We start from the raw sequence: 22,327 nt of genomic DNA on the forward strand, positions 1-22,327 counted from the left end.
AAGCAATCTGGTGGCAATGGGGCGGTCAGGCAGTGGCGCCGGCGGTGCGGGGCACACCTTCGTGGTCGTGGTGCAGCAGCGCGCGGCAACGGCGCTTGAGCTGGATAAAGGCGTCGTCGGTCAGCAGGTCGCCGTGGCGCGGCCGGTCGAAGCGAATATCGATGTCGTCCAGGATGCGGCCGGGCCGCGGCGACATCACCAGCACGCGGTCGGCCAGGAACAGCGCCTCGTCGATATCGTGGGTGACGAAGACCACGGTGGTGCGCATCTGCGCCCAGACGTCGAGCAGCAGTGCCTGCATATGCGCGCGGGTCTGCGCGTCGAGCGCGCCGAACGGCTCGTCCATCAGCAGCACGCGCGGCCGGTTGATCAGCACGCGTGCGATTTCCACGCGCTGCTGCATGCCGCCGGACAATTGCGCAGGGTAGCGCCGCGCGAAGCTGCCGAGCCCGACCAGGTCCAGCAGCGCCTGCGCCTCGCGCTGGCGCTCGGCGGCGGGCATGCCTTGCATCTTCAGGCCGAAGCTGACGTTGTCGAGCACGCGCTTCCACGGGAACAGCGAATGCTGCTGGAACACCAGGCCGCGTTCCGGCGCGGGGCCGCGCACCGGCACGCCGTCGAGCAGGATCTCTCCCGCCGCAACCGGCAGGTGCCCCGCGATGGCGCCCAGCAGGGTCGACTTGCCGCAGCCCGACGGCCCGAGGATGCAGACGAACTGACCGGCGGGGATGTCGAGGGAAAACTGGTGCACGGCGGTGAAGGCGGCATCGCCCTTGCCCAGTGCGACATCGACGCCGCGCACCTGCAGCCGGCCCGCGTCGATAGTGTGGCCGGATGCAGTCATGCGCGCACCTCCTGCAACTGCGTCCACGGCATCAGCCACGCGCCGGCGCGCTTGATCAGCGCGCTGCTGCCCATGCCGAAGGCGCCGATCAGCAGCATGCCGACGACGATATCGGCGTAGTTCTGCAGGTTGTAGGCCTCCCAGGTGTAGTAGCCGATGCCGTACTGGCCGGCGATCATCTCCGCGGTGACCAGGCAGAACCACGACGTGCCCATGCCGATCGCCAGCCCCGTGACGATGCTCGGCAGCGCTGCCGGCAGCAGCACCTCGGGAAACACGGACCAGCGCCGCGCCCCGAGGCTGCGCGCGGTGGCGACCAGCCGCGGATCGGTACGCTCGACGCCGTGGATGGTATTGAGCAGGATCGGGAACAGCGCGCCGATAAAGGTGATGAAGATCATGCTCAGTTCCGACGAGGGGAACATCAGGATCGCCAGCGGAATCCACGCCACGCCCGGGATCGGCCGCAGTACTTCCAGCGGCGGCAGCAGCAGGTCTTCCAGCCAGCGAGATCGGCCGATCAGCATGCCGAGCACGATGCCGACCAGCGCCGCCGCGCCGAAGCCGGCAAACACGCGCGCCAGGCTGTTGCCCAGGTGCAGCACCAGCTTGGGCGACTGCAGCAACTGCCAGGCCGCCGGCACCACGTCGCTGGGCGCGGGCACGTTGGCGAAGGTAACAATGCCAAGGTGCGCCTTGTGCGACGAGGCGAGTTGCCACAGCACGATGCAGCTCGCCAGCGCGGCAATCCGCACCAGCCAGCGCGCCAGCCGCGCGCGGGACGGCGCCGTGGAGGCGGGCGCCGTGGATGGCGCCGCAACGTAAAGGGTGATCGATGTCATCGGCGCGCTCCGCTTCAGGGGTTGCTGGCGACGGCTACGGCGGCGCCGCTGACCGCGGCGTAGTTGCGCACGCTGCCGCCATGGCTCTTCGCATAGCTGTCGGCCGAGCCCTTGTGCAGGAAGGCGCTCACCTGCCCCTTGGAGTCCTGCACGTACCACACCTTGTCGGCCAGCAGCTTCAGGCCGGTGTTGCGGTCATGCACGTACAGCACGCGCGCCTTCCTGCCTTCCTTGCCGGCCTGCCGCAGCGCGGCGAAGGCCGCTGCCGGCGAGGCATAGTTGCGCACCGTGGGTTCGCCCTGCAGCCACAGCTGCGCGGCCAGCTTCGGATCGGCAATGGGTTTGCCGGTGGTGGCGTCCCTGGCCGCCAGCGGCTGTTTGTCGTACGACTTCAGCCGGGCGTCGTAGTCGAGACCTTCCAGCTTGAATGCTTCGCGGATATAGCGGTCGTCGATCACGCCGTCGGCATTCAGGTCGGCATCGGTGCGCTTGAGCAGCTTCAGCGTCTCGATCGAGGTCTGCAAGGCCTGCCGGTATTCCGGCTTCCACGTGTAGTCGCGGTTCTGGAGGCCGAGCGGGCCGTGGAACAGGTAGTCCACCTCGGCGTCGATGCCGGTCACCTTCGCGATCAGCTCGCTGTATTTCTCAGGCTCGGCGGCCATCAGGCGGTCGGCCTCGATCGCGGCGCGCAGGTAGGCGACCACGATCTCCGGATACTTCTGCGCATAGGCCGCATTGACCAGCGCGCCGTGGAAGGTTGGCGCCTCGGCCTGGGAGCCGTCATAGATCTTGCGGGCGAAGCCACGGAAGGTGAACAACTCGGGGAACGGCACGAAGTTGGCATGCCCGTCGACCTTGTGCGCCTGCAGCGCCGAGCCGCCCACCTCCGGCGACTGCGACACCAGCGTCACGTCCTTGTCCGGATCCCAGCCTTGCCGCCTGATCGCGCGCAGCAGCATGCCATGCGCGGTGGAGCCGAACGGCACCGAGATGGTCTTGCCCTTGAGCTCGGCCAGCGACTGGATCGGCGAATCGGCCGGCACCACGATGCCGTTGCCGGTGCCGATGGCATTGCCCGACAGCGGCGCGATAAACAGGCTCTTCTTGCCAGCCTTCTGGAACGCCGCCGCATTCAGCGAGCCGGGAAAATCCGCCATCGCGCCGAGATCGAGCTTGTCGGCCACCATCTCGTTGGTCAGCGGCGGGCCCGAGGTGAAGTTCTTCCACTGCACGTCGTAGGTGACGTCCTTGTACTTGCCGGTGCGCGGCAGGTATTTGTCGAGCAGCTTCAGTTCGCGGATCAGCAGGCCGCCGGTGGCGCAGTTGATGGTGGTGTCCTGCGTGCCGATGGCGATGCGGATGGTCTCGGCGCCGGCGCTGCCGGCCAGGCTTGCCGCGGCCAGCGCCAGCAGCAGGCGAATGCTGTGAGAAGTCTTCATGGGGCGTTCCCGGTAGGTCCCTGTAGGGCGGTTGTCGTCAGGCAATGCAGTCAGCGCAGCAAATACGGGATCTCGACCCGTACCGCGCCGGTGGGGCAATCCTTCTCGCAAGGCATGCAGTACCAGCATTCGTCGAACTGCATGTAGGCCTTGCCCTTGCTCACGTCGATGGCCAGCAGGTCCATCGGGCAGACATCGACGCACACCGTGCAGCCCTTGTCGGCAATGCACTTGTCTTCATCGATGGTGACCGGCGCGCTGCTGCGCTGGGCGATCTCATGCGGGGTGTAGGCCATGGCTCGGTTTCCTCGTTGCAGGCTTCATGCGGCTGCCAGGGTGGGTTCGGCAGCTGTGGTGGGGGCGGTGGTGGCATCGGCGCGGCTGACGCGCAGCCGCTGGTAGGCGGTGGCGTCATCGCCTTCCACCGGCACCACGTAGGGCTCGATCGCGCGCTTGTGGCTGACCATGCGGCCCGAAGCATCCTTGATCAGGTGCGTATGGCAGAACCATTCGGCATCGTTGCGCTGCGGGTAGTCGACCCGGTGGTGGTACAGCCCCCAGCGGCTCTCGGTGCGGAACAGCGAGGCGCGCGCCGCCATCTCGGCGCAGTCGCGGATCGCCATGACCTCGACCGCGCGCATCAGCTCGTGTGGATTGGCGGCGCGGATCTGGCCGATGTCTTCGGCGATGGCATCGAAGCGCTGCAGGCCGATTTCCATCTTGCGCGTGACCTTGGGCGGCTGCAGGTAGTCGTTGACCATGCGCCGCAGCTTGTATTCCACCTGCGCCGGCGGCAGGCCGTGCTCGCGCGCCAGCGGCGCGAACACGCGCGCGCGCTCGGCGTCGACCTGTGCCGCATCCGCTTCAGGCAGGGCGCGCCCGGCGACGTAGTCGGCGGCGTTCTGCCCGGCGAACCAGCCATAGGTGAATGCACCCAGCATGTAGTTGTGCGGCACCGCGGCCATGTCGCCGGCGGCATAGAGGCCCGGCACGGTGGTCTCGGCGCGCTCGTTGACATGCACGCCGGAGGCGCTGTGCCCGCTGCAGAAGCCGATCTCCGAGATATGCATCTCCACCATCTGCCGGCGATAGTCCGTGCCGCGCCCGGCGTGGAACTGGCCGCGGCTGGGGCGTTCGTTGGTATGCAGGATGGTCTCGATGGTCTGGATGGTTTCTTCGGCGAGGTGGTCGAGCTTCAGGAACACCGGGCCGTTGCCGCCCTGCAGTTCCTGGTAGAACTCCCACATCATCTGGCCGCTCCAGTAGTCGCATTCGATGAAGCGCTCGCCCTTGCCGTTGGCGGTATAGCCGCCCAGCGGGCCGGTCACGTAGGCGCAGGCGGGGCCGTTGTAGTCCTTGATCAGCGGGTTGATCTGGAAGCATTCCAGGTTGGCCAGCGCCGCGCCGGCGTGATACGCCATGGCATAGCCGTCGCCGGCATTGGTCGGGTTCTCGTAGGTGCCCATCAGGTAGCCGGACGCGGGCAGGCCCAGGCGGCCGGCGGCGCCGCAGCACAGGATCACGGCGCGTGCGCGTACTACGTGGAAGTCGGCGCTGCGGCAGTCGAAGCCCATCACGCCGCAGGCGGCGCCGGTGGCATCGGTCAGCACGCGCGTGGCGACGATGCGGTTGGTGATCTCCACGCGGGCGCGCTTGAGCTGGCGGTACAGCACCTTCTTGACGTTGTGGCCCTCCGGCATCGGCAGCACGTACGAGCCCATGTGGTGGACCTTCTTCACCGCGTAGTCGCCGGTCTCGTCCTTCTCGAAGCGCACGCCCCAGCGGTCGAGCTGCTCGATGGTGGCGAAGCTGTGGCGCGCATAGGCATAGACGGTGGACTGGTCGACGATGCCGTCGTTGGCCACGGTGATCTCGCGGGTGTATTGCTCGGGCGTGGCGTGGCCGGGGATCACGGCGTTGTTCAGGCCGTCCATGCCCATCGAGATCGCGCCGCTGCGCTTGACGTGCGCCTTGTCGATCAGCAGCACGCGCAGCGCGGGGTTGCGCTCCTTGGCCTTGATCGCGGCCATCGGGCCGGCGGTGCCGCCGCCGACGACGACGATGTCGTATTCGTGGGTCAGGGTGTTCATGCGTTGGTTTTTCCCTTGCTGGCAGGTTTGCGGGACCGCGCGGTGCCCGTCCGCCTGGGTGCGGGCGTGGCCGGCGCTGCTGGTGAATTAGATGGCTGCGCCTTGTGGCGCTCGGCGCGCAGCCGGTATTGGAAGGCGTCGCCGCGGAAGTAGAGGAATTCGTAGTCGATCGGCGTGCCCTGCGCATCGTGGGTCAGGCGCTCGATGCGCAGCACCGGCGCGCCCTCCTGGATGCGCAGCGCCTGGGTCAGGTCTTCGTCGGCCAGGATGGCATCGACACTCAGGTCGGCATGGCCGAGGCGGATGCCGCAGTCGTTCTCCAGGATCAGGAAGATGTCGCGCGTGGCCAGGTCGGCGCCGAGCAGCCGCTTGCCGACGGCTTCCGGCACCCAGGTCAGCTCCAGCGATACCGGTTCGCGGTTGAGCAGGCGCACGCGCCGGATCTCCACCACCGGATCGCCCTCGCGCAGCCGCAGCTGCGCTGCCACCTGGCGCGTCGCGGGCACGGTCTTGCAGCTGCGCACCTGGTTCAGGATCTCGTAGCCCATGCTCGACATCGCCTCGGCGAAGCCCTGCAGCGAGGTCACGTTCTGAAACGCGCGCGGCTTGGACACGAAGGTGCCCTTGCCGTGGATCTTGAAGATCAGGCCCTCTTTCTGCAGGTCGCCCAGCGCCTGGCGCACGGTGATGCGGCTGGTGGAAAACAGCTCGCACAGCTCGTTTTCCGACGGCATCTGGTGGTGCGGCGGGTAGGTGCCGTCGAGGATGCGTGCGCGCAGGGCCTCCTTGATCTGGGTATAGAGCGGCAGCGGGATCGGGGCGGAATCCGCAGGCGCGGTGGGGGCGGGAAGGGTGGAAAGGGCGGAAAGGTCGGGGAGGGGCTGGGTCCGGTTCGTCATCGGATCGATCCATCTTGTTATGACAAGTTGGGAACAACTATATGGACGACCCCGCCGCCAAGGAACGAAGCAATCCGGATATCCAACGATGAAATCCGAACATGCCCCCGTGGCGGCCTCCCTCAACTCTCCAGTCCCCGGGCCGATATCCAGTCATGACTCCTGCCGTCCGCCAGCCGCCGCGGCAGCAGGGCAAGGCACAAACGGCGGCCACAGATCATTCAACGCACGGTACGGGAGCGACGCATGAGCAGTTCCATGAGGGACATCGACGAACGGACTAACCTCACCAACAACAACCAGTTCGAACTGCTGCTGTTCCGGCTGGGCGATGCCGAGCACACCGGCCAGTCCGAGCTGTTCGGCATCAACGTCTTCAAGGTGCGCGAAATCCTGGTGATGCCGCCGGTGACGACGGTGGTCGGGGCCGACCCGTCGATCCTGGGCATGTCCGATATCCGCGGGCAGGTGATCCCGGTGATCGACCTGCCCCGGCTGGTGGGCTGCACCCCGCGCAACGGACTCGGCATCCTGCTGGTCACGGAGTACGCGCGCTCGACGCAAGGCTTCGCGGTCGAGGCGGTGGAGGAAATCGTGCGCCTGGAGTGGAACCAGGTGCACTCGGCAGAGGCCAGCGTGCGCACCGGCCATGTCACCAGCATCGCCAAGCTGGACGCCGGCACGGACCAGGCGCGCCTGGTCCAGGTACTCGACGTGGAGCAGATCCTGCGCGATGTGCTGCCGACGCGGCAGCCGGACGTCGAGCCGGGCTCGGTCGGCCCGCAGCTGAACCTGCGTCCGGGCCTGAAGGTGATCGCCGCCGACGATTCCGCGCTGGCGCGCGGCCTGATCGAGCAGGGCCTGAAGGCGCTGGGCGCGCCGGTGCTGATGACCAAGTCGGGCAAGGAAGCGTGGGAGCTGCTCGACCGCATCGCTGCCGAGGCGGCCAGCCACGGCAAGTCGGTGCAGGACGAGGTGGCGCTGGTGCTGACCGACCTGGAAATGCCCGAAATGGACGGCTTTACGCTGACGCGCAAGATCAAGGCCGACAGCCGCCTGAAGCAGCTGCCGGTGGTGATTCACTCGTCACTGTCAGGCGAGGCCAGCGAAGAGCATGTGCGCAAGGTAGGGGCGGATGCCTATGTGGCGAAGTTCGTCGCCAAGGAACTGGCCGATACCATTCGCCAGGTGCTGACGCGATGAGCGCTGCGTGAGTCGGGTGCCTGAGTTGAGTGCCTGAGTTCGGTGCCCGAGAGCACAACCTGGGTGGTCTTAGGCAGCACAAGGCACAAAACCCTTCAGGCTGCAAGCATTCCCTTACGTTAACTGGTTGCCTATAAAACGGGCACTCCAGTACGAGCCAAGGCCGGCGCGCCCTTGGCGGTTGTCAAGAGGGGGGATATCCACTGAACCTGTGGATAGTTCCCTGTGGACAAGTCAGGCGTCCCGGCTGGCACTGCCCGGGACGCCTGCCCGCGGTCTTGCGTGACCTCCACGCCCTGCCGCGCTCCCTTGCTCGCTCTCTCCCTTGTCTGGTCTTGCCCGGGCCTGCCCGGCGCCTTTACTTGGGCTGCTCCACCGTGCGCAGGTAGGGCTTCAGCGTCTTGAACCCCTGCGGGTATTTCTTCTTCGCATCTTCGTCCGAGACCGATGTCGGGATGATGACATCCTCGCCCGGCTTCCAGTTCACCGGCGTGGCCACGGTGTGCTTGGCATTGAGCTGCAGCGAATCCAGCAGGCGCAGCACTTCATCGAAATTGCGCCCCGCGCTCATCGGATACACCAGCATCGCCTTGACCTTCTTGTCCGGGCCGATGATGAACACCGAGCGGATGGTTGCGTTGTCCACCGCCGTGCGCGGTCCGCTGCCGCTGGCTTCGGGGTGGATCATGTCGTAGAGCTTGGCCACGGTCAGGTCGGCGTCGCCGATCATCGGATAGTTGACGGCGGCGCCCTGGGTTTCCTCGATGTCCTTGGCCCAGCGCTGGTGGTCGCTGACGGGATCGATGCTCAGGCCGATGATCTTGGTATTGCGCTTGTCGAATTCGGGCTTGAGCCGCGCCATGTAACCCAGTTCGGTGGTGCAGACCGGCGTGAAGTCCTTTGGGTGCGAGAACAGGATCGCCCAGTTGTCGCCGATCCATTCATGGAAGCTGAGCTTGCCTTCCGTGGTGTCTGCGGTGAAATCCGGGGCTTGTTCGCCCAGTCGAATCGCCATGGTTGCGCTCCTTGCGGTTGGCATTGGGGGGTGGAAAAAGCGCGGTGCCGGCGTGCCGGCCGGCACCGCGTGCGATTGGCTGCCGCCTAGCGCAGGACCAGCACCGGGATCGTGCTGTGCGTCAGGACTTTTTGCGTTTCACTGCCGATCAGCAAGGCCTGCAATCCGCGCCGCCCGTGCGACGACATCACGATGAGGTCGCAGCCGCGCTGTTCGGCGCACTGGACGATGGCCTGCCAGGGGTGATCGTCGGTGGCGGTGACGGTGTCGCATGGCACGCCGGCCTGGCTGGCCGCACGCGTGACCGCGGCCAGGAAGGTATCGGCATGGCGTGCGGCCTCTGCCGCGAAGGACTCCTTGGTGTCCTGCAGGCTGGTCAGCCGGTATGTCATGACGTGGTACTCGGGAATCACATGCAGGCCGGTCGCGCGGGCGCCGATGCGGCTGGCGAAGGCCATGGCGCGGGCCACCATCGCTTCGGCACGTGCGGAGCCGTCGGTGGGCACAAGGAGGTGCGTGAACATGATGGCCTCCGATTGCAGTGAGTGACCGCGTCCGCCGGGCTCTTCCGCCCGGGCCGTCCGGACGAGCCACTCCAGTATAGGAATTGGCCGGTGATAGCGACAGGTCGCGTGCAGGCTTTACAACGCCTTCGCACGGCCCTTTGCGGAGACCCTTGCGCTGGCCCTTGCCGAGTCGCCAGCGCGGAGCCGGCGCAAGCGGCAAGTGCCGGTGTCACATGTCACTTTCATTAACATGTTGTTATCATTCGATGCACCTGTGCCCCTCCCTCCAACGTTGACCCACTGCAAGGAATTTCCGCATGATCGCGCTGCGCGAAGCATGGCAGGCCGGGCTGTTCCGCCGCGGCAACTGGCTGCCCAACCTGGTGTCGGGCGTGATCGTGGGCGTGGTGGCGCTGCCGCTGGCGATGGCGTTTGCGATCGCATCCGGCGCCAAGCCCGAGCAAGGGCTGTACACGGCCATCGTCGCCGGGCTGGCGGTGTCGCTGTTCGGCGGCAGCCGGCTGCAGATTGCCGGCCCCACCGGCGCGTTCATCGTGGTCCTGTCCGCCATCACCGCGCGCCATGGCATTGGCGGGCTGCAACTCGCCACGCTGATGGCCGGGCTGATCCTGCTGGCGCTGGGCCTGGCGCGGCTGGGCGGCGTGATCCGCTACATTCCCGCGCCGGTGATCGTCGGCTTTACTGCTGGCATTGGCGTGATCATCTTTGTCGGGCAATGGCGCGACTTCTTCGGGCTGCCGCCGGTAGCCGGCACCCACTTCCATGAAAAGCTGTGGCACCTGCTGCAGGCGCTGCCACAGTGGCACGCGGCCACCACCGCGCTGGCGCTGGGGAGCCTGTTGCTGGTGCTGGGTGCGCCGCGGATCCGCTGGCTGCACCGCATTCCCGGCCCGCTGGTGGCGCTGGTGGTGGCGACCGCGGTGCAGGCGTTGTTCCGCTTCGATGGCGTAGCCACCATCGGCAGCGCCTTCGGCGGCCTGCCGCGCGGGTTGCCGGTGCCGGCGTTGCCGGAAGTCACGCTGGCGCGCCTGATCGAACTGGCGGGGCCCGCCTTCACCATCGCCATGCTGGGCGCGATCGAATCGCTGCTGTCCGCGGTGGTGGCCGACGGCATGGCCGGCACCCGGCACGATTCCAACCAGGAACTGGTGGGGCAGGGCATCGCCAATATCCTGGCGCCGCTGTTTGGCGGGTTTGCCGCGACCGGCGCCATCGCCCGCACCGCCACCAATATCCGCAACGGCGGCAACAGCCCGCTGGCCGGCATCACCCATGCGCTGACGCTGGTGCTGGTGCTGCTGTTCCTGGCACCGCTGGCGGCGAGCGTGCCGCTGGCTACGCTCGCGGCGATACTGTTCGTGGTGGCGTGGAACATGAGCGAGGCGCGCCAGTTTGCGCGCATGGTGCGGCGCGCGCCGCGCGCCGACGTGGTCATCCTGCTGATCACCTTCACGCTGACCGTGCTGACCGACCTGGTGGTCGCGGTCAATATCGGCGTGATCCTGGCCATGCTGCAGTTCCTGCGGCGCATGTCGGCGTCGGTGGAAGTGACGCGCCAGGACGCGACGGGCATCGAGCGCGAGCTGAGCTTCGAAGCGGGCGCGGCCGATCCTCTGGCTGCCCGCATCCCGCCGGGCGTGCTGGTCTACGCCATCGACGGCCCGTTCTTCTTCGGCGCGGTCGAGGCCTGCGAGCAGGCGCTGGTGCACACCCATACCGAGCCGCGCGTGCTGCTGATCCGCCTGGGCCGGGTGCCGTTCATCGACATGACCGGCTTGCAGACGCTGGAAGCCGTGATCCGCACGCTGCGCCGGCGCGGCGTGGCGGTGGTACTGGCCGAGGCCAATGCGCGCGTGCGGCACAAGCTGGCGCGGGCCGGGGTGCTGGCGGAACTGGGCGAGGAGAACTACGCGGACGCGCTGGCGCAGGCGGTGCAGCGCTGCGGCGTGCTGGCGGGCGAGGGCGGTGTGGAACGGGATCGCGGGGATACGGGCGCCCCCCGCTGAGCTACTTTTTCTGCCGTCCGCTGCCGGCGGGCCGTGGCTTGGTGGCGTACTCCACGCCATGCTGGGCCAGGTATTCGCGGATCAGCTGGCGCACCACCTGCGATGGCGTCAGGTCCTGCGCGGCGCACAGGGTTTCGAAGGCCTTCTTCTTAACCGGGTCGATCAGGATGGTCAGGCGGGCGGTTTTGGATTCCATGAGCGGTCAGGCGGTCCGGCGGCGGGGATCGACGGCATTATATACAGCGCAAACCTGCCAAATCGCGCCGGTTTGCTCCCCTCTCCCACTTCGCGGGAGAGGGGAGCGTTCACAAAGCGGGCAGCAGGGTTTGCAGGCGCTGTCCCCGATGTCCCGCTAAGCCGGCTTCTCCAGATCCGCAATCACCGCCGCCAGAAAACGCGCCGCCTCACCCCCCGTCACCACCCGGTGGTCAAACGTCAGGCTGAGCGGCATCACCCGATGCACCGCCGGCACACCGCCAGCCGCGACCACCTCGTCCCGCACCCGTCCCGCGCCAAGGATCGCCACCGTTGGCGGCACCACGATCGGCGCCGCGTAGCGCCCCGCGATCATGCCGAAATTGGACAGCGTGATGGTGTTGCCGCGCATCTCTTCGGGGGCGATGGTGCGCGCGCGGATGTCGGCGCGCATGCGGTCGAGCCCATGGCGCAGGTCGGCCGCGTCGCGGGTGCCCACGTCGCGCAGCACCGGCACGAACAGCCCTTCGGGCAGGTCGGCGGCAATGCCGACGTCGATCTTCTTCAGCACATGGCGGCGGCCGGTCTGGCCCTCGTACCAGGCGTTCAGGCCCGGCTCGGCTCGGCAGCCGGCCACCAGCGCGCGCACCAGCCGGATGGTGACGTCGGCGCCCGCCTGCCAGGCGTGGATATCGGCATCGTCCATCACCGTGGCCGCTGCTACTTCGTTCTGCGCGCGCGCCATGTTTTGCGCCATCGCGCGGCGCACGCCGCGCAGTTCTTCGGGCGCGCCAAGTTCGGCCAGCGCGGCGGCAACGCGTTCGACGTCTGCGGCGGTAACAGTGCCTTCCGGCCCCGACGCGGTGGTCATCGCCAGGTCGACGCCAAGGCGCCGTGCGAGCGCGCGCACCGCTGGCGTGGCCTTTATGCGCGCGCCCATGCCGGTGGCGGGCGCGGCCGTACCTTGCGGCGCGGCTTCGCTGGCCACGCGCGCGCCGACCTGGACCGAGCCGACCACGGTGCCGGCATCGGCATCCTCGCCCGCGCCCTCGAAGCCCACCAGCGGCGCGCCCAGATGGACGATATCGCCGGGCTGCGCGTATAACTTGCCAATCGTGCCCGCGTAAGGCGAGGGAATTTCGACGATGGCCTTGGCGGTCTCCACCGACAGCAGCGGCTGGTCCGCGGCGACCGCATCGCCCACCTTGACGTGCCAGTTCACGATCTCGGCCTCTTGCAGGCCTTCGCCCAGGTCGGGCAGCTTGAAGACTCTCATCGGCGCTTCCTTGGCTCGGTGCTGCTCGGCGTCAGTCAGGCGGCCATGGCCTTGCGTGCCGCGTCGGCGATGCGCGCGGCGCTGGGCAGGTAGGTGTATTCCAGCCGCGCCAGCGGCACCACGGTGTCGAAGCCGGCCACGCGCTGCACCGGCGCTGCCAGCGAATACAGCCCGGCATCGGCCAGCTCCGCCGCGATCTCGGCGCCAAAGCCAGCGGTGCGTGGCGCTTCGTGCACGATCACGCAGCGTCCGGTGCGCGCCACCGCTTCGAGGATAGTCTGCATGTCGAGCGGCTTGAGCGTGGCGACGTCGATCACAGTTGCGCTCACGCCCTCGGCGGCCAGTTCGTCGGCGGCGGTCAGCGTCTCCTGCACCATCGCGCCCCAGGTCACCAGCGTGATGTCGCTCCCTTCGCGCAGCGTGAAGCAGGTATCGAGCGGCAGCACCGCGCCGTCGTCGGCCACTTCTTGGCGGAACAGCCGGTACAACCGCGTGGGCTCGAGGAAGATCACCGGATCGGGATCGGCGATCGCGGCCAGCAGCAGCCCGTACGCGCGTGCCGGCGACGACGGCACCACCACGCGCAGCCCTGGCATGTGCGCAAACATTGCTTCCGGGCTTTCCGAATGATGCTCGGGCGCGTGGATGCCCGCGCCGCACGGCGAGCGCACCACCAGCGGGCAGCTCAGCCGCCCGCGCGTGCGGTGGCGCATGCGCGCGGCGTGGTTGATGATGTGGTCGATGGCCGGATAGATAAAGCCGGTGAACTGGATTTCGGCCACGGGCCTGAGCCCCATCGCCGCCATGCCGATCGCGGCGCCGACGATGCCGCCCTCGGCCAGCGGCGTATCCATGACCCGCGCCGCGCCGAAGCGCGCCTGCAGGCCGGCGGTGGCGCGGAATACGCCGCCGTTGACGCCGATGTCCTCGCCCAGCAGCAATACGTCGGGATCGCTCTCCAGCGCATGGCCCAGTGCCAGGTTGACCGCTTCGACCAGATTGATTTCCGCCATGGTTAGCTCGCTTTGGTCGTTGAACGCCGTCAGGGTTGGTCGGGCGCTAGCCGTGCTGCGCGGGATAGCGCCGCGCCGTCTCCAGTTGCGCCTGCAGCGCCTGCGGCATGGTGGCGTACAGGCAGTCGAACATTGCCGCGGGATCCGGCGGCGGCAGCGCCAGGTAGGCTTCCACCGCCTGCGCCACCTGCTGCGAGCAGGCCTTGACCAGCGCCTCTTCGCGGGCCGCGTCCCAGGCGTTCAGCGACAGCAGATGCGTGCGCAGGCGCAGCAGCGGCTCTTCCTGCCAGTGCGCCTTGACGCTGGCCTCGTCGCGGTAGCGCGAGGCATCGTCCGCGGTGGTGTGGTCGCCCAGCCGGTAGGTGATGGCCTCGATCAGCGCGGGCCCGCCGCCTGCGCGCGCGCGCTCGATGGCCTCGCCCACGCGGTGCCGCACCGCGACCACGTCGTTGCCGTCGATCTGCTCGCCCGGTATGCCTGCCGCGATGGCCTTCTGCGCCAGCGTCTGCGCCGCGGTCTGCCCGCTGCGCGGCATCGAGATTGCCCACTGGTTGTTGTTGATCACGATGACCATCGGCGCGCGCCACGCGCCGGCCATGTTCATGCCTTCGTAGAAATCGCCCTTCGAGGTGCCGCCGTCGCCGAGCAGGCACACTGCCACCCTTGGCTCGTTGCGCAGCTGGAAGGCATAGGCAGCGCCGGCGGCATGGCATACCTGGGTGCCGATCGGCACGCAGTTGGCAAAGTCATGCGGCGCCGCCGCAAAACCGCTGCCGCGTTCGTCTCCGCCCCAGTACAGCAGGCTCTCGGTCATCGTGACGCCCCGCACAAACTGCGCCGCATGGTCGCGGTAAGAGGGCACCAGCACGTCTTCGGGCCGCATCGCGCAGGCCACGCCGACGCCGATGGCCTCCTGCCCGAGGGCCGAGGCAAAGGTGCCGATCTTGCCGGTGCGCTGCAGCGCGATCGCCTTCAGGTCGAACTGGCGCGTCAGTACCATGGCCTGGTACAGCGGCAGCAGCGCGTCCGGGTCGCTGGCAAGGGGCGGGGGCGGGGAAGTGGGGGAAGAGGGTTCGCCCGGCGGGGCGAGATAACGCGTATAGCCGATCTCGAAGCTCGCAACCATGGACATGGCAGGTCTCTTGATGCGCGTGTCGTGTTGTGATCCCGGGCGTGCTTTGTGGGCGCGCGCGGCATGTGTAGTCGAGTGTAGGGTATTTGCGGCGGCTTAGCGGGCCAATTGTCTTGCTGCGCACAACGGGAGCCGGGTCCAGGCACGACCAACGAAAAGGGGCTCCCATGCGGGAGCCCCTTTGCAGGGTTTCCGGACCGGATCAGCGCTGGTACGGCGGCGGCACGAAGCCCGCGAAGCGCTGCTGCGTCACTGCCTTGAACTCGGCCGACTGGTAGGCTTCCTTGATGTCCTTGACGAACGGCTTGTTGAGGTCGGCCGTCTTCACCGCCACCAGGTTCATGTAGTAGTCGGGGATTTTTTCCAGCGCCAGCGCGGTGGTCAGCTTCAGCCCCGCGGCCAGCGCGAAATTGCCGTTGACGAAGGCGTAGTCGACGTCGTCGAGCGAGCGCGGCAGTTGCGCGGCCTCCAGCTGGATCAGCTTGAGCTTGTGCGGGTTGGCGTCGATGTCGCGCTCGCTGGCGCGGATCGGGTCGGTGCCCGGCTTGAGCGTGACCCAGCCCACCTGCTGCAGGATGGCGATGGCGCGTGCCAGGTTGGTCGGGTCGTTCGGCAGCGATACGGTATTGCCCGGCTTTACCTCGGCCAGGGTCTTGTGCTTGTGGCTGTAGATGCCGATCGGCGCGGTCGGGACCTGGATGATGTCGGTCAGCTGCAGCTTGCGGTCGGCCGAGAACTTCTTCAGGTAAGCCACGTGCTGGAAGGCATTGGCGTCGATGGCACCGTCGGCCAGCGCCAGGTTGGGCTGCACGTAGTCGCTGAACTCGATGATCGTGACCTTGTAGCCGCGCTTTTCCAGCACCGGCTTCACGCCATAGCGGATCTGGTCGGCGTACGGGCCGGCGGTGGCGCCGAAGCGGATTTCCTTCTTGTCCGGATCGGCGGCGCTTGCGCCCTGCATCACGCCCAGCGCCAGCACTGCCGCGGCCACCGCGAAGCCGAATTTCCCGTATCGCATCAAAGCGCTCCCCTGTTGTTCGTTGGTCGTTCGTTGGAGAGCCCATTGTATGGAAGCCAAGTCATCTGGCGAACGAGTACTTAATCATGCTGATATACCCAAAGCGCATATAGACCGCATCGTGGCAGCTCAGTGCACTACGCTGAAGGACGTCCAGCCCATCTTGCCCGGAGGCCGACATGCCCGAACAACTGACCCGGCATCCTGACGTCACGCTGCAGGTATTGCGCAGCGCCGGCGCTCGCTGCGGCGAAGGCGTACCGCAGGAGATCCTCAAGGCCTGTCCGCGCGAGCGCTTCTGCAAGCTGCCCGGCGGCGAAGTCTGCGTTTACGGGCTGGATAACGCCATCACGATGACGCAGATCACAGCCGCCGACTGGCGCGCCCTGGCACAGCAGGCGGGCCCGCCGCCCAATCCCGGGATGCCTCCGCTCACCCTGGCCGGCGTGGGCACGGCGGGCATGCTGGCCGGGGTACTGCTGACGGCCCTGGTGGTCCGTCGACGGCGCGGGCCTGGCTGAGCGGCTCAGGCGTCCCCTGGCAACACCCCGGCGCTGGCATGGTGTTTGCGGCGCAATCGCGGGCCATGACACCGTTGCCGTATGCCCCTGACAGCATCCGCCTGCTGGAGAAGGGAGAACAGTACTTCCCGCGCGCATTCGAGGCGATTGCGCGCACGCCGGAAAGCGTGCCGATGGAAACTTTTATCCTGTTCGACGACGAGGCGGGAAAGAAATTGCACGCCGCGCCGCTGGCTGCCGCGCGGCGTGGCGTGCGCGTGGCCGTCATCGTGGATGGCTTCGGCGCGCATCACTTGCCCCCTGGGCCAGGGGAGGGCACGTGATGGTCGCGCAGGCGCTTTCGGCAATCCGGAACCACGCGCGCTGGCCGATGTGGCGGCGCGCGCTGGGCATCCTGTTCATCGCCGCAGTGCTGACGCTGATCGCGCGCAAGCTGGGAACCATCGACTGGGATGCGGTGCTCGCCGCGCTGCGCGGCTTCGACCGCCGCTCGCTGTTGCCGGCTGCCGGCTTCGTGGTGCTGACGGGGCTGCTGTACACCCAGTTCGATGTGCTGGGCTGCCGCTACGCTGGCCATCCGCTGCCGGTACGCCGGGTGATGGCGATCGCCTATGTCAGCTACACGATGAGCCTGAACCTGGGCGCGACACTGGGCGGCGCCGGCGTGCGCTACCGGCTGTACTCGCGCGCCGGGCTGAGCCCGCCACAGATCTGGAGCGTTTTTGCCGTGGCGGTCACCAGCAACTGGCTGGGCTATGCGCTGCTGGCGGGAACGATCCTGGCCGCGCAACTGGTGGTCCTGCCATCCGAGTGGGGGATCCTGCCGGCAGCCACGCGCCTGATCGGCGTGCTGATGCTGGCCGCGCCGGCAGGTTATCTGGCGGCGTGCGCGGCGTGGCAGGGACGGCACCGTACCGTGCGCGACCATGACATCTACGTGCCGTCGCCGCGCTTCGCCCTGATGCAGATCCTGGTGTCGGCAGGCAACTGGGCGGCGGTGGCGGCGATCCTGCATGCCTTCCTGCATACGCATGTGGACTTTTTCACGGTGCTGGGCGTGTATCTCGCTTCCGGGCTCGCCGGCGTGGTGATCCGCGTGCCGGGCGCGCTCGGCGTGGTCGAGACGGTGTTCCTGACGATGCTGGGCGGGCAGGTGCCGCACGGGCTGCTGCTGGCGGCGTTGATTGCGTACCGGGCGCTGTATTACCTGATACCGCTGGGGGTGGGGACGGTGGGGTATTTCCTGCTGGAGGCGCGGGGGAAGAAGCTGGCGGCGGGGACGGAGGCCGAAGAAGGCCAACGCCGGGTGTGAACGCTGCCCTCTCCCGCGCGGGAGAGGGCAGCAAACCTTACGCTGCCGCCAGCGCGCGATCCAGGTCCTCGATCAGGTCATCGATATGCTCGATGCCCACCGACAGCCGCACCATGTCCTCGCTGACACCAGCCGCCTTCAGTTCTTCGGCATTGAGCTGGCGATGCGTGGTCGAAGCCGGATGCGTCGCCAGTGACTTGGCGTCGCCGATATTCACCAGCCGCGTGAACAACTGCAACGCATCCAGGAAGCGCGCCCCGCCTTCGCGGCCGCCTTGCTTCAGCCCGAACGACAAGATGCCGGGGCCGCGGCCGCCCAGGTACTTCTGCACCAGCGCGTGGTCCGCATGGTCGGGCAGGCCGGCAAAGTTGACCCATTCCACCTTCGGATGCTGCCGCAGGTGGCGCGCGATCGCCAGCGCGTTCTCGGTGATGCGGTCCAGCCGCAGCGCCAGCGTCTCGATGCCTTGCAGGATCAGGAACGCGTTGAACGGCGACAGCGCCGCGCCGGTATTGCGCAGCGGCACCACGCGCGCGCGGCCGATGTAGGCCGCCGCGCCCAGCGCCTCGGTATAGACCACGCCGTGGTACGACACGTCCGGCTCGTTCAGGCGCCTGAAGCGCGCCTTGTGCTGCGCCCACGGGAACTTGCCGCTGTCGATGATGGCGCCGCCGACGCTGTTGCCGTGGCCGCCCAGGTACTTGGTCAGCGAATGCACGACGATGTCGGCGCCATGCTCGAACGGACGGCACAGGTACGGCGAGGGCACGGTGTTGTCGACGATCAGCGGCACGCCGTGGTTATGCGCCACGCGCGCGATCGCCTCGATGTCGACCACGTTGCCCAGCGGGTTGCCCACCGACTCGACGAACACGGCCTTGGTGCGTTCGTCGATCAGGTCGCCGAAGCTCGACGGGTTGCGGCCATCGGCGAAGCGGGTCTCGATCCCCGACTGCGGCAGCGTGTGCGCCAGCAGGTTGTAGGTGCCGCCATAGAGCTGGCTCGACGAAACGATGTTGTCGCCGGCTTCCGCGATAGTCTGGATCGCGTAGGTGATCGCGGCCATGCCAGACGCCAGCGCCAGCGCGCCCACGCCGCCCTCGAGCGCGGCCAGGCGCTGCTCCAGCACGTCGTTGGTCGGGTTCATGATGCGGCTGTAGATATTGCCCGCGACCTTCAGGTCGAACAGGTCGGCGCCGTGCTGCGCGTTGTCGAAGGCGTAGGCCACCGTCTGGTAGATGGGCACCGCCACGGCGCGGGTAGTCGGATCGGGCGAGTAGCCGCCATGGACGGCCAGGGTTTCGAGTCTCATGTTCTTCTCTGGGTTGTGTGCCGGACATGCCGTGCGGCGCGGCGCGCCACCGGCTGTGCGATGGTACCAGCCGGCCGCCGCACCGCCCGGGCAGTCCGGGCGCTATGGTCATCGACGGCACCCCAGCGAGGCAAGGAACCTTATTGCATTTGGATATGCGTCCGGCACGAGCGTGCCGGCCGCGTGCACAACCTAAGCGGCGCGCTACGCGGCCGCGACGGCTTGATCGACCGCCTGGTTGGCCGGTGCCGTGCCGTCGCGGCGCACGGCGGCCTTGACCGCCACGCTGTGGCGCCCGTCCACGCTGACCGGCACCGCGCCGGCCACGGTGGCACGGCGCACCACGCGCTTGGCGTCGCCGTAGTCGTTGATGGCGTAGTGCTGGGTGGCGCGGTTGTCCCAGATGGCGACGTCGCCCGCGCGCCAGCGCCAGCGCACGGTGTTCTCGAGCCGGTGCACATGCCCCTGCAGCACCGACACCAGGTGTGCCGAATCGATTGATGAATAGCCAAGCAGCTTCTTGACGAAGTGCCCCAGCACCAGCGTGCGTTCGCCGGACTCGGGATGCACGCGCACCACCGGGTGCTCGGTTTCATAGAGCGCGGAGGTGAACAATTCGCGGTAGCGCTTCAGGCCCTCGCTGCTGGCGTTCACGCGCGTGGCCGCGTAGTCGTAGTCGTTGGTGTGCAGCGCCCACAGCTTGTCGGCCAGCTCGCGCAGCGGCTCGGGAAGATCCTGGTACGCCGCGGCGGTGTTGGCCCACACGGTGTCGCCGCCAAACGCCGGCACGGTCACCGCGCGCAGCACCGACACCGCCGGATAGGCCAGGTCGAAGGTCACGTCGGTATGCCAGGAATTCGCGCGGCCGCCATGCTCGGAATCGAGTTCGAGCAGTTGCGTGCCATCGCGCGAGGGCACGGTCGGGTGCGGCACCAGCTCGCCGAACAGCGCGGCAAAGCGCTGCTGCGCGGTGTCGTCGAGATGGACCTGGTCGCGGAAGAACAGCACCTTGTGCTGCAGCAGCGCGGCACGGATGGCGGCGAAGGTCTCGGCAGGCAGGTCGCCGTGCAGGGCGACGCCGCGCACTTCAGCGCCGATGCGGCTGGCCACCTGGTGGATGTCGAGCTGGACTGCCTGGTCTTGCTGGGTTGCTTGGGTCATCGCTGGCTCCGGAATGAGGGTGGGGTGATCGTTCGAATCAGGTCAGGCGGGTTCGGCAATGGCTTCCGCGGCGATGGCCTGCCCGGCAAATTCCTGCAGCACGGCATCGCGCACGCGCGAAAACGGCTGGCCGGCGCGCTCGCGCGGATGCGGCAGGTCGACCGGCAAGATGCGGCGGATGCGGCCGGGCCGGGGTTCCATCACCACCACGCGGTCGCCGAGATACACCGCTTCCTCGACGTCATGCGTGACCAGAATCATGGTGATGCCCTCGGCCTGCCAGATGCGGTGCAGCTCCTGCTGCAGGTAGCCGCGCGTCATCGCGTCGAGTGCGCCGAACGGTTCGTCTAGCAGCAGGATCTCGGGGCGCGTCACCAGCGCACGCGCGATGGCCACGCGCTGCGACATGCCGCCGGAGAGCTGGTGCGGATACGCCTGCTCGAAGCCGCGCAGCCCGACCAGCGCGATATGCTCGGCAACATTGCTATCCTTTTCGGCCGCGCTGCCCGGGGTGTTCAGCAGCGCCAGCCGGATGTTCTGCTCGACCGTCAGCCACGGGAACAGCCGGTGCTCCTGGAACACGATGCCGCGCTGCAGGCTGGTGCCGGCCACGCGCTTGCCATCGAGCAGGATTTCGCCACGGTAGTCTTCTTCCAGCCCCACCACCAGCCGCAGCAAGGTCGACTTGCCGCAGCCGCTGGCGCCGACGATGCTGACAAACTCGCCCGGGGCGATGGTCAGCGTGATGTCTTCGAGGACGGGCAGGGTGCGGCCCTTGACCTCGTACTGCTTGTGCAGGTGAGCGATGCTGAGCGTGCCGGCATGCGCCATGTCGTTCTCTCCAGAAATTTTGAGGAAGCGGTCGGTTCAGCCCGCCGCCACCGAGCTGCCGCGCCACGCGAGCAGCCGTCGTTCGATGCGGCTGGCGATCCAGTTAAGCGTGAAGCCGACCAGGCCGACCACGATCACGCCGAAGATCACCAGATCCATCCAGAAGTTCTCGCGCCCATCGATCATGGTGTTGCCGATGCCCTTGCCCGAGACCAGCAGGTACTCGGCGCCCAGCGTCGCCAGCCATGCATAGATCAGCCCCAGGTGGATGCCTGCGAAGATCGACGGCGCAGCCGACGGCAGCACCACGCGCCACAGCACCTGGACGCGGCTGAAACGCAGCACGCGGGCCACTTCGAGCAGGTCGGCGGGCACCGCGCGGATGCCTTCGAAGGTGTTGAGCACCACCGGGAAGAATGCCGCCAGCGACAGGAACACCACCTTGGCCGTGTCGCCCAGCCCGAACCACACCGAGATCAGCGGGATCCATGCGAACAGCGAGATCTGCTTGACGGTATGGAAGCTCGGGCCGACCAGCCGCTCGAACAGCCGAGACAGGCCCAGCGCCGCGCCGAACACCAGCCCCGCGCTGGCGCCGATCGCAAAGCCCGCCACGTCGCGCCACAGGCTGGCTGACAGCGAGACCAGGAGCGCGCCGCTCTGCACCTGGCGCACCGCGGTGTCCCAGACGGCGGAGACCGGCACCAGCAGTGGCGAGGTAGTCCATTGGAAGCGCACCGCAGCCCACCACAGCACCACCAGCACCAGCGGCAGGATCCAGCCGCGCAACACGCGCGGCACGACGAAACGGGAACGCCTGGCGGATACAGTCATCGTGGCCTCCGTCTCAGAATCCCGGCTTGCGCCAGCGCAGCACCGCGCCTTCGGCCAGCGCCAGCACCTTGTCCAGCGCAAAGCCGATCACGCCTACGACCACCACCGCGGCAAGCACCATGTCGAGCTGGAACAGCTGGCGGCCGTAGACGATCATGTAGCCCAGCCCCTCGGACGAGGCCAGCAGCTCCACCACCACCAGCGCCAGCCACGCATGCGTGAGGCCGTAGCGCACGCCGTTCCACACCGGCGCCGCCGCCGCGGGCAGCACCACGCGCGTGAGCGTCTGCCAGCGCGACAGCTGCAGCACGCGCGCCACTTCCAGGTAGCGCACCGGCACGCTGCCGATGCCCTTGTACGTGTTCAACGCCACCGGCACGAACGCCGCTTTGGCGATCAGGATCACCTTGAGCGCCTCGTCGATGCCGACCAGCAGCATCAGCAGCGGCAGCCAGCCCAGCACCGGCACCTGGCTGAAGGCCTTGAAGGTCGGGTACACGTAGTCGCGCAACGTCGGCGACAGCCCCATCGCCGCGCCCAGCGCGAGGCCGCCGAGCAGGCCCACGCCGAAGCCGCCCGCCACGCGCAGCGCGCTGATGGCAAGGTTGGCCTGCAGTTCGCCACTGGTCCACAGGTCGGCCAGCGTGTGCGCCACCTCTTCTGGCGCGGGCAGCACTTGCGGCGGGATCCAGGCATTGCGCGATGCCACGTACCAGACCAGCAGCAGTGCCAGCGGCACTGGCCAGGCCAGCAGCCAGCGCGTGGCGTGGCGCCAGTTCAGGGTCTTGCGGGGCGGGGCCGCGCGCGAGGCATCGCGCTGTGCGGCGGCGGGTAGCGACAGGTCGGCGACGGACATG

At 67.9% G+C, this 22,327-nt stretch carries 23 protein-coding genes; 5 read left to right on the forward strand and 18 right to left on the reverse strand.

Annotation, left to right across the window (positions count from 1 at the left end; translation table 11 throughout):
* Positions 1–25: 25 nt before the first annotated feature.
* The 6 genes from LPA45_RS28215 to LPA45_RS28240 are packed head-to-tail and all read right to left on the reverse strand — an operon-like array spanning position 26 to position 6,114.
* Positions 26–844 carry an ABC transporter ATP-binding protein gene (locus tag LPA45_RS28215; protein ID WP_116319364.1) on the reverse strand — a complete coding sequence of 273 codons (819 nt, stop codon included), beginning with the start codon at positions 842–844 and terminating at the stop codon, positions 26–28.
* Positions 841–1,686, reverse strand: coding sequence for an ABC transporter permease (locus LPA45_RS28220; protein WP_317923733.1), 846 nt, complete (start codon positions 1,684–1,686; stop codon positions 841–843). The genes LPA45_RS28215 and LPA45_RS28220 overlap by 4 nt, the downstream gene beginning before the upstream one ends.
* A 14-nt stretch (positions 1,687–1,700) precedes the next feature.
* A complete protein-coding gene (locus LPA45_RS28225) occupies positions 1,701–3,125 on the reverse strand; it encodes an ABC transporter substrate-binding protein (protein ID WP_116319366.1) in 1,425 nt (474 codons plus the stop codon).
* 50 nt (positions 3,126–3,175) lie between these two features.
* Positions 3,176–3,421, reverse strand: coding sequence for a ferredoxin family protein (locus tag LPA45_RS28230; RefSeq protein ID WP_063237363.1), 246 nt, complete (start codon positions 3,419–3,421; stop codon positions 3,176–3,178).
* Between the two features lie 24 nt (positions 3,422–3,445).
* Positions 3,446–5,215: a fumarate reductase/succinate dehydrogenase flavoprotein subunit gene (locus LPA45_RS28235; protein ID WP_116319367.1), complete on the reverse strand. Its 1,770-nt coding sequence runs from the start codon at positions 5,213–5,215 to the stop codon at positions 3,446–3,448.
* Entirely contained in the window at positions 5,212–6,114 is a 903-nt protein-coding gene (locus LPA45_RS28240; protein ID WP_116319368.1) for a GntR family transcriptional regulator, read from the reverse strand. Before LPA45_RS28240 ends, LPA45_RS28235 begins: the two co-directional genes overlap by 4 nt.
* Before the next feature lie 246 nt (positions 6,115–6,360).
* Between LPA45_RS28240 and LPA45_RS28245 the strand changes: the two genes are divergently transcribed.
* Complete coding sequence (locus tag LPA45_RS28245; protein WP_116319369.1) at positions 6,361–7,317, forward strand: chemotaxis protein; 957 nt, start codon at positions 6,361–6,363, stop codon at positions 7,315–7,317.
* 358 nt (positions 7,318–7,675) lie between these two features.
* Here LPA45_RS28245 and LPA45_RS28250 read toward each other — a convergent pair whose 3' ends face one another.
* Both LPA45_RS28250 and LPA45_RS28255 read right to left on the reverse strand, forming a co-directional pair.
* On the reverse strand, positions 7,676–8,332 hold the full coding sequence (locus LPA45_RS28250; protein ID WP_116319370.1) for a peroxiredoxin: 657 nt from the start codon (positions 8,330–8,332) through the stop codon (positions 7,676–7,678).
* Between the two features lie 86 nt (positions 8,333–8,418).
* The gene (locus LPA45_RS28255; protein WP_116319371.1) at positions 8,419–8,856 is read right to left on the reverse strand and encodes a universal stress protein; all 438 of its coding nucleotides are present in this window, start codon (positions 8,854–8,856) and stop codon (positions 8,419–8,421) included.
* Positions 8,857–9,155: 299 nt separating this feature from the next.
* On the opposite strand from LPA45_RS28255, the gene LPA45_RS28260 reads away from it, so the two are divergent.
* Positions 9,156–10,865 carry a SulP family inorganic anion transporter gene (locus LPA45_RS28260; protein ID WP_116319372.1) on the forward strand — a complete coding sequence of 570 codons (1,710 nt, stop codon included), beginning with the start codon at positions 9,156–9,158 and terminating at the stop codon, positions 10,863–10,865.
* A gap of 1 nt (position 10,866) precedes the next feature.
* Here the strand turns inward: LPA45_RS28260 and LPA45_RS28265 are convergent, their stop codons facing one another.
* The 5 genes from LPA45_RS28265 to LPA45_RS28285 all read right to left on the reverse strand — a co-directional run bounded on the left by LPA45_RS28265 (position 10,867) and on the right by LPA45_RS28285 (position 15,499).
* Entirely contained in the window at positions 10,867–11,061 is a 195-nt protein-coding gene (locus LPA45_RS28265; RefSeq protein WP_116319373.1) for a ribbon-helix-helix domain-containing protein, read from the reverse strand.
* Positions 11,062–11,217: 156 nt separating this feature from the next.
* On the reverse strand, positions 11,218–12,336 hold the full coding sequence (locus LPA45_RS28270; protein WP_116319374.1) for a dihydrolipoamide acetyltransferase family protein: 1,119 nt from the start codon (positions 12,334–12,336) through the stop codon (positions 11,218–11,220).
* A gap of 35 nt (positions 12,337–12,371) precedes the next feature.
* Positions 12,372–13,349 carry an alpha-ketoacid dehydrogenase subunit beta gene (locus LPA45_RS28275; protein WP_116319375.1) on the reverse strand — a complete coding sequence of 326 codons (978 nt, stop codon included), beginning with the start codon at positions 13,347–13,349 and terminating at the stop codon, positions 12,372–12,374.
* Between the two features lie 46 nt (positions 13,350–13,395).
* Positions 13,396–14,481, reverse strand: coding sequence for a pyruvate dehydrogenase (acetyl-transferring) E1 component subunit alpha (pdhA, locus tag LPA45_RS28280; protein WP_116319376.1), 1,086 nt, complete (start codon positions 14,479–14,481; stop codon positions 13,396–13,398).
* Positions 14,482–14,683: 202 nt separating this feature from the next.
* Positions 14,684–15,499, reverse strand: a complete 816-nt coding sequence (locus LPA45_RS28285; RefSeq protein WP_116319377.1) for a MetQ/NlpA family ABC transporter substrate-binding protein — start codon at positions 15,497–15,499, stop codon at positions 14,684–14,686.
* A 179-nt stretch (positions 15,500–15,678) separates the two neighbouring features.
* Between LPA45_RS28285 and LPA45_RS28290 the strand changes: the two genes are divergently transcribed.
* The 3 genes from LPA45_RS28290 to LPA45_RS28300 all read left to right on the forward strand — a co-directional run bounded on the left by LPA45_RS28290 (position 15,679) and on the right by LPA45_RS28300 (position 17,332).
* Positions 15,679–16,020, forward strand: coding sequence for a hypothetical protein (locus LPA45_RS28290; RefSeq protein ID WP_116319378.1), 342 nt, complete (start codon positions 15,679–15,681; stop codon positions 16,018–16,020).
* Between the two features lie 65 nt (positions 16,021–16,085).
* Positions 16,086–16,343, forward strand: a complete 258-nt coding sequence (locus LPA45_RS28295; protein WP_199414576.1) for a hypothetical protein — start codon at positions 16,086–16,088, stop codon at positions 16,341–16,343.
* Positions 16,343–17,332, forward strand: coding sequence for a lysylphosphatidylglycerol synthase domain-containing protein (locus LPA45_RS28300; RefSeq protein ID WP_116319379.1), 990 nt, complete (start codon positions 16,343–16,345; stop codon positions 17,330–17,332). Before LPA45_RS28295 ends, LPA45_RS28300 begins: the two co-directional genes overlap by 1 nt.
* A 37-nt stretch (positions 17,333–17,369) precedes the next feature.
* Here the strand turns inward: LPA45_RS28300 and LPA45_RS28305 are convergent, their stop codons facing one another.
* The 5 genes from LPA45_RS28305 to LPA45_RS28325 form a co-directional block, all read right to left on the reverse strand.
* Positions 17,370–18,644, reverse strand: coding sequence for an O-acetylhomoserine aminocarboxypropyltransferase/cysteine synthase family protein (locus tag LPA45_RS28305; RefSeq protein ID WP_116319380.1), 1,275 nt, complete (start codon positions 18,642–18,644; stop codon positions 17,370–17,372).
* A gap of 204 nt (positions 18,645–18,848) precedes the next feature.
* On the reverse strand, positions 18,849–19,805 hold the full coding sequence (locus LPA45_RS28310; protein ID WP_116319381.1) for a TauD/TfdA family dioxygenase: 957 nt from the start codon (positions 19,803–19,805) through the stop codon (positions 18,849–18,851).
* A gap of 42 nt (positions 19,806–19,847) precedes the next feature.
* Complete coding sequence (locus tag LPA45_RS28315) at positions 19,848–20,636, reverse strand: ABC transporter ATP-binding protein (protein ID WP_116319382.1); 789 nt, start codon at positions 20,634–20,636, stop codon at positions 19,848–19,850.
* Between the two features lie 36 nt (positions 20,637–20,672).
* Positions 20,673–21,470: an ABC transporter permease gene (locus LPA45_RS28320; protein WP_116319383.1), complete on the reverse strand. Its 798-nt coding sequence runs from the start codon at positions 21,468–21,470 to the stop codon at positions 20,673–20,675.
* Positions 21,471–21,483: 13 nt separating this feature from the next.
* Positions 21,484–22,326, reverse strand: coding sequence for an ABC transporter permease (locus LPA45_RS28325; RefSeq protein WP_116319384.1), 843 nt, complete (start codon positions 22,324–22,326; stop codon positions 21,484–21,486).
* Between the last annotated feature and the right edge of the window lies 1 nt (position 22,327).

The organism is Cupriavidus sp. Agwp_2 (assembly GCF_040784895.1).
Classification (GTDB): Bacteria; Pseudomonadota; Gammaproteobacteria; order Burkholderiales; family Burkholderiaceae; genus Cupriavidus.

Bases quoted from the DNA above. Each gene is read 5' to 3' on its own strand.
- LPA45_RS28220 (WP_317923733.1), bottom strand. From the start codon at position 1,686: ATGACATCGATCACCCTTTACGTTGCGGCGCCATCCACGGCGCCCGCC.
- LPA45_RS28260 (WP_116319372.1), top strand. From the start codon at position 9,156: ATGATCGCGCTGCGCGAAGCATGGCAGGCCGGGCTGTTCCGCCGCGGC.
- LPA45_RS28225 (WP_116319366.1), bottom strand. From the start codon at position 3,125: ATGAAGACTTCTCACAGCATTCGCCTGCTGCTGGCGCTGGCCGCGGCA.
- LPA45_RS28305 (WP_116319380.1), bottom strand. From the start codon at position 18,644: ATGAGACTCGAAACCCTGGCCGTCCATGGCGGCTACTCGCCCGATCCG.
- LPA45_RS28250 (WP_116319370.1), bottom strand. From the start codon at position 8,332: ATGGCGATTCGACTGGGCGAACAAGCCCCGGATTTCACCGCAGACACC.
- LPA45_RS28235 (WP_116319367.1), bottom strand. From the start codon at position 5,215: ATGAACACCCTGACCCACGAATACGACATCGTCGTCGTCGGCGGCGGC.
- LPA45_RS28310 (WP_116319381.1), bottom strand. From the start codon at position 19,805: ATGACCCAAGCAACCCAGCAAGACCAGGCAGTCCAGCTCGACATCCAC.
- pdhA (WP_116319376.1), bottom strand. From the start codon at position 14,481: ATGTCCATGGTTGCGAGCTTCGAGATCGGCTATACGCGTTATCTCGCC.
- LPA45_RS28245 (WP_116319369.1), top strand. From the start codon at position 6,361: ATGAGCAGTTCCATGAGGGACATCGACGAACGGACTAACCTCACCAAC.
- LPA45_RS28275 (WP_116319375.1), bottom strand. From the start codon at position 13,349: ATGGCGGAAATCAATCTGGTCGAAGCGGTCAACCTGGCACTGGGCCAT.
- LPA45_RS28270 (WP_116319374.1), bottom strand. From the start codon at position 12,336: ATGAGAGTCTTCAAGCTGCCCGACCTGGGCGAAGGCCTGCAAGAGGCC.
- LPA45_RS28240 (WP_116319368.1), bottom strand. From the start codon at position 6,114: ATGACGAACCGGACCCAGCCCCTCCCCGACCTTTCCGCCCTTTCCACC.
- LPA45_RS28285 (WP_116319377.1), bottom strand. From the start codon at position 15,499: ATGCGATACGGGAAATTCGGCTTCGCGGTGGCCGCGGCAGTGCTGGCG.
- LPA45_RS28300 (WP_116319379.1), top strand. From the start codon at position 16,343: ATGGTCGCGCAGGCGCTTTCGGCAATCCGGAACCACGCGCGCTGGCCG.
- LPA45_RS28215 (WP_116319364.1), bottom strand. From the start codon at position 844: ATGACTGCATCCGGCCACACTATCGACGCGGGCCGGCTGCAGGTGCGC.
- LPA45_RS28320 (WP_116319383.1), bottom strand. From the start codon at position 21,470: ATGACTGTATCCGCCAGGCGTTCCCGTTTCGTCGTGCCGCGCGTGTTG.
- LPA45_RS28290 (WP_116319378.1), top strand. From the start codon at position 15,679: ATGCCCGAACAACTGACCCGGCATCCTGACGTCACGCTGCAGGTATTG.
- LPA45_RS28315 (WP_116319382.1), bottom strand. From the start codon at position 20,636: ATGGCGCATGCCGGCACGCTCAGCATCGCTCACCTGCACAAGCAGTAC.
- LPA45_RS28325 (WP_116319384.1), bottom strand. From the start codon at position 22,326: ATGTCCGTCGCCGACCTGTCGCTACCCGCCGCCGCACAGCGCGATGCC.
- LPA45_RS28265 (WP_116319373.1), bottom strand. From the start codon at position 11,061: ATGGAATCCAAAACCGCCCGCCTGACCATCCTGATCGACCCGGTTAAG.
- LPA45_RS28230 (WP_063237363.1), bottom strand. From the start codon at position 3,421: ATGGCCTACACCCCGCATGAGATCGCCCAGCGCAGCAGCGCGCCGGTC.
- LPA45_RS28255 (WP_116319371.1), bottom strand. From the start codon at position 8,856: ATGTTCACGCACCTCCTTGTGCCCACCGACGGCTCCGCACGTGCCGAA.
- LPA45_RS28295 (WP_199414576.1), top strand. From the start codon at position 16,086: ATGACACCGTTGCCGTATGCCCCTGACAGCATCCGCCTGCTGGAGAAG.